The sequence below is a fragment of the Acinetobacter sp. ANC 4654 genome (assembly GCF_002135425.1).
Taxonomy (GTDB): Bacteria; Pseudomonadota; Gammaproteobacteria; order Pseudomonadales; family Moraxellaceae; genus Acinetobacter; species Acinetobacter kyonggiensis.
The window spans coordinates 410,087-422,132 of sequence record NZ_NEGL01000001.1; the positions used below are offsets into that span (position 1 = coordinate 410,087).

Below are 12,046 nucleotides of genomic sequence, written 5' to 3' on the forward strand. Positions count from 1 at the left end.
AATCTATCGACATTCATGGTTTTCCAGATTGGACTGAATTGACTTGTTACAGTAGCCAAGCAACTATGATAAAAACATATGGATAGAGTGATCTATCCATATTTTATCTACATTATGATGACCTGAATTGTTATGTATAAATCTGAGAAACTTGCCAATAGCCTAAAATTATTGATTGAAAATGGCACTTGGAAAGCCAATGAAAAATTGCCCTCCTTGCGCCATCAAGCAGAACTATCTGGTTTTAGCTTGATTACAGTCATGAATGCGTATCAAGAACTCGAAGCGCAAGGACTGATTTATTCAAAAGAAAAGTCGGGTTATTTTGTGGTTGCACAAGAACCTTCAAATGAGGAACAAAATCAGAATGTCACACTCAATGCTAAAATTGAAATTAACTCGACTGTATTTCAATATTTAAAATCCATTCAACCCGATACGATTATTCCTTTTGGCACTGCTTTTCCGAATAGTCAATTGCTCTATTCAGCCAAATTAATCCAGACTTTAGGACAACTCGCCCGCCATAGACTCAGCTATGAACAAACACCCAGCTTGCCACCTGGTAATTTTGCCTTACGAAAACTGATCGCTCAACGCTACTGTATGCAAGGGATTCAGACTGACCCGTCAGACATTGTGATTACATCGGGTGGATTGGATGCTTTGAACTTGTCGTTACAAGCCATGACACAGGCAGGTGATTATATTTTATTGCAACAGACGATTTTTTATGGCGCATGGCAAGCGGCAGAACGCTTGGGCTTAAAAGTGATTACCATTCCTGAACATCCTGAACATGGGATTGATCTGAATGCCTTTGAACAAGCAATTCAAAAATACCCCATCAAGGTGTGCCTACTGATGCTGAACTGCCACAACCCGATTGGGTTTACCGTGAGTGATGACATTAAATTTCAATTGGCGAAGTTATTACATCAGTATGAAATTCATTTGATTGAAGATGATGTCTATGAAGAACTGTATTATGACCATAAAAAACCACTCTCAATGAAATACTTTGATCAGCAAAATCTAGTGCTACATTGTTCTTCATTCTCTAAAACATTAGGCGCAGGCTTTCGTGTGGGCTGGGTCTATGCAGGAAAATACTCTGAACACATTCAACATATTCAGTTAATGAGTACACTATCGGTCAATTCATTTATTCAAAATGCATTGGTTGAATATTTATCACACCGTCATTATGAAAAGCACCTTAAAACCCTACGTTCATCCTTGGAGCGCAATAAAAAACAGTTTTATGCTTATCTAACAGAACATTTACCACCTGTATGTAAAATTGCCTATTACCCTTCGGGTTATTTCTTATGGATTGAATTACCTGAATATATAGAGAGTGTCTATATTTATCAGCTACTATTAGCTCGAAATATTAGCATTGCACCTAGCGTCTTATTTAATGCTAACTTTGCCAAACAAAATAATTTCTTACGTATTAATTGTTCTTTTGACTTTAATGATCGGATTAAATTTGCTTTGTCACAGGTGGTTGAATGTATTCAATATGCTATAAATAACCCTCCTGTACGATCATAATTTATCTGTTTTAAAGCCTCAATTGATTCATAAAAGTCAGTATTTTATAATTTCTATTGTTGGATTTATATGCACATAACTATAACAGATGAATAAAAACACATAAATCTGTTATATTTTTTTAATCATTTTTTGTATCTACACCTTTAAAGCTAAACTCGACATAATGATGTTATCTTAAAGGCTAAGCAGTGGGCATCAATATGAATTCATTAAAAAAGAAAAATAAAGCGAGTTTTGTATTCTTCATCATCACACTTTATGCATTCATTGGATTCGGTTTAGGTTATCTCATTTGGGAATATATTTTACAAAAAAATATATAGTAAGTGAGAAACTCCGCACAGATGTCATGCACTGGCTTTATTAAATCTAATTTTTTAATTATTGAATCGACCTGTTCCTATTTAGAGTAAAACTCATTCATCTTATTCCAAATGCTCCTGATAGCTTTAAGTTCTAACATGAGCTTTGATGAATTGCTAAGCTGCCTACATGGCAGTGAACCTTTGCTGGCATCCACTATAAAGTTTGCGGTCTTTCTAAGCTGCCTACATGGCAGTGAACTGTTTCGCGGTGGTCTAGCAGGTGCTGCCCTTTTTCTAAGCTGCCTACATGGCAGTGAACTTTGGTCACACCTTCATAGGTGTTAGTTGGTATTTCTAAGCTGCCTACATGGCAGTGAACCATTAGCCATTTTAATAACACCTGACATTCTATTTCTAAGCTGCCTACATGGCAGTGAACTGCTAATCGTACAAAAATGGGTACTGTCGGAATTTTCTAAGCTGCCTACATGGCAGTGAACATAAAACGCTTTGTCTGGCCTTTATTTTTATATTTCTAAGCTGCCTACATGGCAGTGAACACTTAACCGACCCAAACTCGGGGAGTATTGCATTTCTAAGCTGCCTACATGGCAGTGAACACACCTTACTCGAATATTGTTGAGCCTCAATTTTTCTAAGCTGCCTACATGGCAGTGAACTCTTAGAAGTTAATCGGAGCTTGTAATCAGAGTTTCTAAGCTGCCTACATGGCAGTGAACCATTTTTTAAATTCCTTTAGCCGATCTTTTTATTTCTAAGCTGCCTACATGGCAGTGAACAAGCTCCATTCGATCCGCATTGATCACACGACTTTCTAAGCTGCCTACATGGCAGTGAACCCTGTTGGCTATCTTTGTAAATATACTTCTAATTTCTAAGCTGCCTACATGGCAGTGAACTCGTGTAACTCTTAAGGGTTTTTCGTCTCCTTTTTCTAAGCTGCCTACATGGCAGTGAACTAATAGCAAATAAAGTTTTTCCCGTTCGAATATTTCTAAGCTGCCTACATGGCAGTGAACGTTTCTGACATTGTGTTGCTCCATTTTGGATATTTCTAAGCTGCCTACATGGCAGTGAACTTGCAAAAGAATATTCGAATGCTGATGCCGTTTTTCTAAGCTGCCTACATGGCAGTGAACCGTGAGGTTTACGGTCAAAGTGTGTCAACTTACTTTCTAAGCTGCCTACATGGCAGTGAACGTGTTCCAGCTAGTATTGTTTTAGACTCAAGCTTTCTAAGCTGCCTACATGGCAGTGAACAACAAAACCAAATCTGAACGTCAACGATGCTTTTTCTAAGCTGCCTACATGGCAGTGAACCGCTTAAATTGTTGCAAGGCCATAATGTTTATTTTCTAAGCTGCCTACATGGCAGTGAACCGTAAGTAATTTCACCTTGGGAATTTCGAGAATTTCTAAGCTGCCTACATGGCAGTGAACAGCCCCATCAAAACGATTATCGCCGTTATAGTTTTCTAAGCTGCCTACATGGCAGTGAACACTCATTTCTTCAATTGACTGTTTCTGTATAATTTCTAAGCTGCCTACATGGCAGTGAACGTGGGTGGTGTTGCATGGCGTATTAATATGATTTTCTAAGCTGCCTACATGGCAGTGAACCAGTTAGAACAACATCAGGTCATTAAAATTAATTTCTAAGCTGCCTACATGGCAGTGAACATCATGGCTTTTACTGCAGTCTGAACTGTTACTTTCTAAGCTGCCTACATGGCAGTGAACATTGATGATATTCAGGCACCAAATTTTGAAAATTTCTAAGCTGCCTACATGGCAGTGAACCAAACAAGGTGATATTTCTGCTGAGATTGTAATTTCTAAGCTGCCTACATGGCAGTGAACTTTTTAGTTTTATTCCACTAAGTGTTTGGGCTTTTCTAAGCTGCCTACATGGCAGTGAACCTTCGCCTTTAAGGGGCAGCGTCAATTAAATTTTTCTAAGCTGCCTACATGGCAGTGAACGAAGATCCGAGCACCGAAGAAGGTCTTAAAGTTTTCTAAGCTGCCTACATGGCAGTGAACTAGCACTCATACCCTTAAATACATTTTTTACAGTTTCTAAGCTGCCTACATGGCAGTGAACATCTGGGCACGTCCTTGGTACGTTACCCCCGATTTCTAAGCTGCCTACATGGCAGTGAACTTCTAGCGATCAAACCTGACGCAGACATTATCTTTCTAAGCTGCCTACATGGCAGTGAACACCCCGACACTTACGCGGCCGCGGTTGCTGAATTTCTAAGCTGCCTACATGGCAGTGAACCTCGTTGTGACCTTGCTTACGATGACTTTGAATTTCTAAGCTGCCTACATGGCAGTGAACTCAATATAATAATTCAGCTTATTCACCCGATGTTTCTAAGCTGCCTACATGGCAGTGAACTGGCGCATTTATTCAGCCACCAAGCAACGGGTTTTCTAAGCTGCCTACATGGCAGTGAACGCTTACTTGCGGATCAGCAAGCTGAAGTTAATTTTCTAAGCTGCCTACATGGCAGTGAACAGCAGCACGATTGCTGTATTTTTCGGGCTTGTTTTCTAAGCTGCCTACATGGCAGTGAACTGAAAGATCAGCTTTAAAAGTTTTTATATGAAATTTCTAAGCTGCCTACATGGCAGTGAACTCCTTAAGGTTTTTCTAAAATCGCTTTGATTTTTTCTAAGCTGCCTACATGGCAGTGAACAAGCGAGTCAATCCATGCTTTCAAAACTAGCATTTCTAAGCTGCCTACATGGCAGTGAACACACCTCATTACAGCATTAGCCCAAGTATCATTTTCTAAGCTGCCTACATGGCAGTGAACGACGGTGTGAGTGAATTAATTAGCGGTAAAGATTTCTAAGCTGCCTACATGGCAGTGAACGCCTTGTTTAATTGATCGATTATAAACTTTAATTTCTAAGCTGCCTACATGGCAGTGAACAAGCTGCTGCTGAAAAAGCAAATGAAGCTACTTTTCTAAGCTGCCTACATGGCAGTGAACTTAATGCTCACCTTGATTGGGCAGATAATTATTTTCTAAGCTGCCTACATGGCAGTGAACGATTCTATCGCATGGATGCGGATTTATTTAAATTTCTAAGCTGCCTACATGGCAGTGAACAAGATTTTTACGCAAATTTACGCTTTATGTATTTTCTAAGCTGCCTACATGGCAGTGAACTTATCAAAAAAAGAAACAACGGCCGTTATCACTTTTCTAAGCTGCCTACATGGCAGTGAACTGGGCTAAACCTGTTTGTGATTTTATAACTTGTTTCTAAGCTGCCTACATGGCAGTGAACCGAATGTACTTACAGAAAAGCGTATATGAAATTTTCTAAGCTGCCTACATGGCAGTGAACAGTAATTTTATAGCAAAAAATTAAGTTATAACAGCGAGTTAAACCTAAAAATCTATAAAAGACCCAAGTTTCGACTCACCTTTATAACTCATTGATTTTATTAAGCTGTTAAAGAGTGAAAAAATATTGGGTCAAAATTCAGGTACAGATGACTCTGAACTTAATCCATAAGTACTAAAAGCTTGCTTGTCCAATTTTTCACTATTCTGCTTTTCTATAAAAAGTTTAAACATTTGATCTGAGGTTAAACTTTTCATTTGAACAAATGGCAGATCCGTTGTTGTAACAACATTGCTATAACGAGCCAAAGCTTCATCAAAACCAATATCACCGCGTTTTATGCGATGGCGCGCCAAACGTGCAGCATTGGTTTTCACTTGCTTACGTTTATAAATAGCATAACTTTTTATATTCTCTGGCACTTCTCGAATAGAAGTGATGTGCACATAATCAGTTAATCGATCTAACCATTTTTTAAGATCAAGTTTTTTTAAATCAGCTTCATTTGGGGCAAAAAGCCGAAGCTTTTCACCCAAAAATCCAATACTTTTTTCCTGATTAAATCGATATTGGGGAAATGAAACTCCAATATTCACCTTATCATTTGTATCTTTTATTTCAGCCAAAGCAATGTGCAATTGCGTATAAAGTTTTGACCATAATTGATGTGCCACAAATTCAGGATTTTCAATTAAGGTCACTTCAATATAATATTTCATCATTACCTCATCGAATATCTGTGACATAGGCAAGACCTTTTTTACCTAAATAAAAAGATGATACACCTGCATTTTCAATTTTTTCTTCCAAATCTTGAGCCTGATCTTTAGAAATATTCAGATTAATTTCTAATTGACCACTTGCTTTGGTTAAAATCGAAATGATTTCTCCCTCTCCTTTCTTTTTTTGTTTAAGTAAATATGGATTTCCCCAAATTAATTTTTGCTCACCTGTTGTATAACGCTTCATAAAGTCTTTTTTAGTAAACCCACGCTTTGATATACCACTTAGCCCTCCACTTTTAGTTAAAATATTGGATAAATCATATTTCATCGCTAAACGTTCAATTTGTAAATATAGAGCTGACGTATAAAGACTAATTAAAGGTAACTGTTTTTTAGCAGTTAAATAATTTATATCAGGAAATTTTACCTGTAAAAAATCTAAAACATCCTGAATGTGTTCCACTGTATCAATAGGTTTTTCAGAGCTTAAAATCTCTATCTGCTCACACACTATAATAGGATCAAGATTTTCAACTTCATTTACTTGAGAGGATTCATTTAAAATAAAGTCTATTACTTCATTTAAACTCATCCACAAAACTCCCCACAAATCTGAAGAATATATAGATTTAAAAGCAGAATCATTTGCTTTAATCATTCCTGTAAATGCATTTTGATCTGTACTTCCCGATACATTTCGCAAAAATATTATTTCCTGATCAAGTACCGCAGTATCTTTAATATCACTCTCATTCAAGGTTTCTTCAATTTCTCTAAAATAGTAATTAGGTTCATTTCTAGCTTGGTATAATTTTCGCTGATCACCAATCAAACGATTCAATATCCCCATGACGGTATTCTTAGTCACTTTTTGGCTTTTATAATTACCATCAGTTTTTAAAGCCGTCATTGAGCCAATAAAATTTCGACCATTTTTTGGCAAACTTTCATTATTTGATCCATCCAAAAATGAATTTCGCCATGAAGACTCATATTCAATAATGATTTGCATAAATCACCCCATTATTGTGCTTCGAAGTAAACAGCATAATCCATTTGCGGTTCTAAATTTGCTTGTTCGGGCGAACGCTTAATACGCATCATTTTATTACTATCGTTATAATCAACTTCTACAGATTCAACGTACATATAACCTTTTGCCTGCTTAATACTGAGTTCACGTAATAAATTTAATGTTTCATTTACTAAAATATCAATCGCAGTGTTATCCAATAAAATGCCAACTTCACCTTCTTCAAAGATTGTGCCTTTACGTACATAATTCGCATGAAAAATTGCTTTAGGCTGACGACTTGGATCCAATTGTTGAATAAATGCTTGCACAGTTTCAGCAATTTTTTCACCCTCACCTTCTTTAATAATCATTGATGCGCGATCAAACTTTTTATCTAATGAAATAAATTCTAATTGTTCAATACTGATTGAACCATAAGCCACATATTCAGTATCACCAAAGGTAGTTTTTGAATAAAATGAATTACTCGCAACATCTTTACCTTTATCATCTTTACCTTTTTCTTTAGAACCTGAACGCCCCATTTGTTCAAAGTTACCATTCCCCAACTGATCAATAAAATCTGTAATCAACAAGGGGCTTGTACGTTTACATTGACTTGATGGCACAACATAACCACGAATTAAACCTGTGATTGACGCTAGTACATCAATCAAGTTTTTATCTTTGGCATAATGTAAATCATATGCTTGGTCACGGAACAAATGATGACGAATACAGTTTTGACTGATATATAAAGGCGTTTTCGAAAAATCTATATCTGAAGCTTCTTTCTTATATTTATAGCCTGTTTCTTCTTTAATTTTTCCTGTTAAATTAGAATAACCACGTAATTTGGGCAAACTATGATTATCAACAGTTGTACCATCATCACCCGTTAATGTCGTTGGGCCGTTCCAATTCACCACACCATAACCATAAGCTGTAATTTTAAAATCTACGCTTTTTATACCTGTTACTTTTGACATTTTTACCCTCTTTTTTAGTTTGTAGTTAAAACTTGAATTTTATTTAATGAAATTGCACCAATAGGTTGCTTATCGCAAACGGCATAATAGATAGCCTCTGTATGTCTTATCCCTGTCCCTCCAACTTTATTTAAATCATCTTCGATGTAACTTAAATAAAGTGGATATTCTGCATCACGTGCATAATTTTCTAGAACAGTACATCTTGCAGTATGTTTCTTTTCGGGAATACCTTGCACAGGATGTGTAACATCGATATTTCCATGCTTTTGTGCAATAAAAGTGATTAACCCTAAGTCTCGAATTATGCTTAGTGATTCTGTCAAATTATCAAACTCAGTTGTATCATCCAAAGGTGGTTGATAAGCATAAGAGTTCTCAAAAATTGGATTTTTATAATCATTTACATTCAGCAAAGCCAATTGTACAAAACGACTATCTCCCCGTAATGAATTTTTACTAATTTTAGACTTACGCTCTGTTATTGATTTTTTGACTACTTTCACAGGTTCAGTCACTTTATTATTCAATTGCAGAATACTGCTCTTTATTGCTTTTTCTAGATCTTGCAAAAGTAATTGCTGACTTTTTTCATTCTCAGGAGATAAATAAAAATCTTTATAGAGTTGATACAACTTGGGTAAATTAAAAGTTTGATCTGCAAGCTGATGGTATAAAAATTCATACCAAACTTTAGCGGATTGTAAACCATGCAATGAGTTTAAAAATTTTGCAGATGAACCTTTAGATTTTCCTTGTTTAATATCATCGGTAATTGCAATAGTTAGAATATTTACAGCATTATTTTCCCCAAAACGATCTAAACGTCCTAGACGTTGCAAAATATTTTCAGCATACGTCATTTCACTTAACATTGCATTACAACTAATATTCAAAGATGCTTGAACAATAGGTCCACTTCTCAAAACATCATATTGTGCTGTTCCATTTTTTTTGAATGACTCATACACTTCACCAAACCATTTTTTCTTATCGCTACGCTTAAATTTTGAATGAAACAAAATATTATTTTCATATTGTTGTTGATAAATAAAACTTTGTTGTGCTGTTAATGCAGTATTACTAATAACAAAAGTTTTTGTATCATATTTTTTAAAAAATGGACTGTTGAGCTTATCGGCATCGTCATAATCAATAAAATTAACTTGGTAGTGACTCTGATTAAATGATGGCATTTCAATAACATCATCACTTCCAATATCAAGAATTTCTTTTAAATATAAATAATGTGGCGTTGCTGAAACCAATAACGTATTTTTTTCATAAGCTTTACGCATATTTTTATTGGCAATTAATTCTGCAAACAATAAATTGAAAATTTCCATACCAATATATTCATGGTATTCATCAAAGACCACATGAGCATCCATAAAAGGTAATAAACTATTTACTTTGGAATGGGTTGTGATTGATCCTAAAATCTGATCAATCGTTGTAACGACCACATCACCCGAGAAATACTCATCTTCAGATGTTAAATTATCCCATGAATTTGTATATTTAAACTCTCCTGTAAATATTTCAATTTTTGCATCAGGTAAATAATCAGTTATCAGTTCCTCAAAAATACCTTGGCAAACTTGTACACGCGGGCAAACCCAAATTATTTTTTGTGCATTTTTAAGCTTTGCCCACTCTAATGCAATTTTGGTTTTACCACATCCTGCTGCTCCTGAAAGCACAGAAATATCTCGAACATCCGCAAGTTTCTGTGCAATTTCATTTTGTTTTTGACTTCGCTCACTATTTGGAAATTTCTGTGCTACCCCCTCTAAAGAAGACATTAATGTTGAAATTTCTTCTTGAGTATCTTCAATAAAATCATCCAAGCGCTGTTGTGCTAAATTTTCAATTAAGTCATCTGCTGACCATGAAGATACTAAACGATCTGCACTAATAACACAGGCACGCAGTAAATTATGCTGTGCATTATATGAAACTTTCTGTCTTGTCTTTGCTAAAGTATCCGTGATTAAGTAGCGTTTAAATTCAGGGAATTCAGCACTTTTAAAATCATATTGAAAACTTTCAATTAGATCATTAAAAGACTCAATAGACCAAAGTAAGTGTTTTTCAATCTGTGTAAATTCACTTGAATAATGGCTTGCAGATTGTTGTATTTTTTTGAGCATTAAAACTGCATTTTTAACCAAATTTTCAAATGCATCATCATTCAAGTTTTTTGTTAAATATTCATATGCCTTAATAACACCTGTAAAATCATCTTTCTGACGGTAGGGCTTGGCATGATGCCAATAAATGACATGTTGCAAGCTTTCTTTTTGAGGATTATTTAAACCTACGCATTGCTTCTCTAATAAGTTAAACAGTAAGAGAGAAATTTCATTATGTCTCGGATGTTTATCAAATGTGAATTTAACATCAATATGCTGCCCATCCTCATCAGGATCTTTCTGTTTTTGCTTTTTCACCCAATCTTGAAAGTGTGGATCTAACTTGCCTAAATCATGTAAACACCCTGCCAAATAAGCGACTTTCGATAAATTTTGATGTTCATCATTATCTAATATACGTTCAAAAAGTTTCTGTGCAATATATCCAATTGCAAAAGAATGTTCTGCTAAAGGCTGTAATTTTGTATTCGCATAAAATTGATCTTGTTTAGCTTTCATTGTTGTCACATCCATAAATACTTCTTTTTGAGTGCTATTCACAGGCACAATCCCCTGCGCATTAAACTTATTCCGATTCCCCACAATCCACAACAACTCACTTCTACGCCTGCCCCGAATCCAGTGACAACTGACTGCTGTACTTTTAGTCACCGTTTTGCGTAATAATTTTTTAACGGCAATTAGACCATCCTCGGTAATGACTGTTTGCCATGTGTTATCACCAATACGGTCAGCAAAAGCATCCAATACACGGCGCGTCCGAGCTAAAGCTTTCTTTTCACACTGGCTAACGAAAGTCACAATCATGCTTCATCTCCATTTTTAGAAGACAAAGCCGCTTCCTTTACCTGATCAAACATCCAATCTAAACATTTATGCTCCGTAAATTTTTGCAATATTTGGGCTCTAAATTCTTGCTCAGTCATTTTTTCTTTTGCACAAATAAAGGCATACGGAAGTACCACAGCATCCTTAATTAAATCCGCAACATCAAAGACCAAAGCACCACGACGGGTTTTACCATGCATCACCGCAAAACCATGTGGAATACCTAAAACCCAAAGTGTAGTCGCTGCCAACCCATAGGCTAAATAATTACCATGATTGAGAAAATCATTGGCTAAATCACCCTGTTCACGATTGCGCTCAAAACTTATTTTGTTGCGTGTTGCAGCAATTTTATAAAGTTGTTTGGTCATTGCTGCTTCATGCAAGAGCAAATCACCGACTTTTGTAGTATTAGGAATCTTCTTTTCAAAACCATCCAGTGCAGTTTGAATATCCCGATCATCCAAATAAAAACCCTGTTCTTTTAAGTCTCGGTCTTTATCCCAAACTTTCCGTATAAAATCGATACGCGCATGTTGAAACTGTTTTGCCACCGCTAGACGCTTGTCATCTTCGAACCAAAATTGCATCCAGCCCTGCATATATTCTGTCGGGCGATATTCACTTTGCGGTGTCATCCACTCAATTTCACTGCCCATAAAAAGTGGCGTTCCACCTCCACCACAAAAACCAACCAATACCCCTGCACTGGCGAGCATTCGCATCGCTGCTTGGGTGATGGACGTACCTGTACCCAATAAAATCACTGTGGTATTAGCAATCGGGATATTCCAGTATTGGTTTTCATTTTTAGCTTCAGTTAAATACAGAACACGACCGTCTTTTTGCATGACGCGTGCATGTTCAAGGTAATACACATTGGCGCGTTTAGAATGAAGAATGGCTTTTAAGTCTGATGGGTTAAGTTGTTCCATTTTTATACGTTTTATATTTTTAAATCGATAATTTAATATACATAATTTAGATGAATATTTTAAGTAAAATAAAATACTTATAAAGTTTTTTATACAGCAATTTTAACCGTTTTTTTTATTTAATTTAACTTCATTTACAAAGGAAA

The 12,046-nt window shown here is 35.9% G+C and carries 7 protein-coding genes and 1 CRISPR repeat array; of the genes, 2 read left to right on the forward strand and 5 right to left on the reverse strand.

Going from position 1 to position 12,046, the window contains the following annotated elements; translation table 11 throughout:
* Window positions 1-132: 132 nt before the first annotated feature.
* The gene (locus B9T24_RS01950) at window positions 133-1,560 is read left to right on the forward strand and encodes a PLP-dependent aminotransferase family protein (RefSeq protein WP_086164257.1); all 1,428 of its coding nucleotides are present in this window, start codon (window positions 133-135) and stop codon (window positions 1,558-1,560) included.
* 203 nt (window positions 1,561-1,763) lie between these two features.
* Window positions 1,764-1,886: a hypothetical protein gene (locus B9T24_RS01955; RefSeq protein WP_086164258.1), complete on the forward strand. Its 123-nt coding sequence runs from the start codon at window positions 1,764-1,766 to the stop codon at window positions 1,884-1,886.
* A gap of 153 nt (window positions 1,887-2,039) precedes the next feature.
* Window positions 2,040-5,252: a CRISPR direct-repeat array (repeat unit 28 nt; unit sequence TTTCTAAGCTGCCTACATGGCAGTGAAC).
* 131 nt (window positions 5,253-5,383) lie between these two features.
* On the opposite strand, the gene cas6f is transcribed toward B9T24_RS01955, so the two are convergent.
* Genes cas6f through cas1f form a run of 5 tightly spaced genes read right to left on the reverse strand, consistent with a single transcriptional unit; the run spans window position 5,384 to window position 11,900 of the window.
* Window positions 5,384-5,971, reverse strand: a complete 588-nt coding sequence (gene cas6f, locus B9T24_RS01960) for a type I-F CRISPR-associated endoribonuclease Cas6/Csy4 (RefSeq protein ID WP_086164259.1) — start codon at window positions 5,969-5,971, stop codon at window positions 5,384-5,386.
* Between the two features lie 7 nt (window positions 5,972-5,978).
* Window positions 5,979-6,989, reverse strand: a complete 1,011-nt coding sequence (gene cas5fv, locus B9T24_RS01965; protein WP_086164260.1) for a type I-Fv CRISPR-associated protein Cas5fv — start codon at window positions 6,987-6,989, stop codon at window positions 5,979-5,981.
* A gap of 11 nt (window positions 6,990-7,000) precedes the next feature.
* Window positions 7,001-7,981: a type I-Fv CRISPR-associated protein Cas7fv gene (gene cas7fv / locus B9T24_RS01970; RefSeq protein WP_086164261.1), complete on the reverse strand. Its 981-nt coding sequence runs from the start codon at window positions 7,979-7,981 to the stop codon at window positions 7,001-7,003.
* Between the two features lie 14 nt (window positions 7,982-7,995).
* Window positions 7,996-10,944: a CRISPR-associated endonuclease Cas3'' gene (locus tag B9T24_RS01975; protein ID WP_086164262.1), complete on the reverse strand. Its 2,949-nt coding sequence runs from the start codon at window positions 10,942-10,944 to the stop codon at window positions 7,996-7,998.
* Window positions 10,941-11,900 (reverse strand): type I-F CRISPR-associated endonuclease Cas1f, encoded by a 960-nt coding sequence (gene cas1f / locus B9T24_RS01980; RefSeq protein WP_086164263.1) that lies wholly within the window; start codon window positions 11,898-11,900, stop codon window positions 10,941-10,943. The genes B9T24_RS01975 and cas1f overlap by 4 nt, the downstream gene beginning before the upstream one ends.
* Window positions 11,901-12,046 lie beyond the last annotated feature (146 nt).

Bases quoted from the DNA above. Each gene is read 5' to 3' on its own strand.
- B9T24_RS01975 (WP_086164262.1), bottom strand. From the start codon at position 10,944: ATGATTGTGACTTTCGTTAGCCAGTGTGAAAAGAAAGCTTTAGCTCGG.
- cas6f (WP_086164259.1), bottom strand. From the start codon at position 5,971: ATGAAATATTATATTGAAGTGACCTTAATTGAAAATCCTGAATTTGTG.
- cas7fv (WP_086164261.1), bottom strand. From the start codon at position 7,981: ATGTCAAAAGTAACAGGTATAAAAAGCGTAGATTTTAAAATTACAGCT.
- B9T24_RS01950 (WP_086164257.1), top strand. From the start codon at position 133: ATGTATAAATCTGAGAAACTTGCCAATAGCCTAAAATTATTGATTGAA.
- B9T24_RS01955 (WP_086164258.1), top strand. From the start codon at position 1,764: ATGAATTCATTAAAAAAGAAAAATAAAGCGAGTTTTGTATTCTTCATC.
- cas5fv (WP_086164260.1), bottom strand. From the start codon at position 6,989: ATGCAAATCATTATTGAATATGAGTCTTCATGGCGAAATTCATTTTTG.
- cas1f (WP_086164263.1), bottom strand. From the start codon at position 11,900: ATGGAACAACTTAACCCATCAGACTTAAAAGCCATTCTTCATTCTAAA.